The sequence below is a fragment of the Desulfofundulus thermobenzoicus genome (assembly GCF_009428905.1).
Taxonomy (GTDB): domain Bacteria; phylum Bacillota; class Desulfotomaculia; order Desulfotomaculales; family Desulfovirgulaceae; genus Desulfofundulus_A; species Desulfofundulus_A thermobenzoicus.
Genome location: NZ_WHYR01000223.1, coordinates 1 through 426 on the forward strand (window position 1 = coordinate 1; position 426 = coordinate 426).

General features: G+C 39.4%; 1 protein-coding gene. It reads right to left on the bottom strand.

Annotation, left to right across the window (positions count from 1 at the left end; genetic code table 11):
• The coding region (locus GFC01_RS18340) for a hypothetical protein (RefSeq protein ID WP_207707663.1) at positions 1-426 on the bottom strand (426 nt) is incomplete at both ends.

Below are 426 nucleotides of genomic sequence, written 5' to 3' on the forward strand. Positions count from 1 at the left end.
GAGCAGAAAGCTCTTGTTCGTAATCCCTCAGGGTGTACAAGGCATTCAGCTGTTTTTCGTGTGAATAAAAGGAGGAATGCGACTGTTCCATCCTCACTTCGTCTACCAGTGCTTCCACATCACTATGACTTAATAAATCATAGTGGCCAAAGCCTACGAGTCCTTTAAGCTCTTGTTTTACATGATGGACGGCGTCTTTTACACTTTCATCAATTCCATCGATTTTTTCAAATACAGTGTGCACTTCATGTTCAATAATGCTTTGCAGATCATAGGATGAATTTTTTAGTAAATGGGATTTTATGATAATTTCAAGTCCGTTTTGTGCATATGCACGTCCAGAATGAATTTCTTGCAGCAGCATGGCTGTAAAACTTGTATTATGATCAAGCTGTTCATCTAAAATACGGGCGGATCCATTCGGAT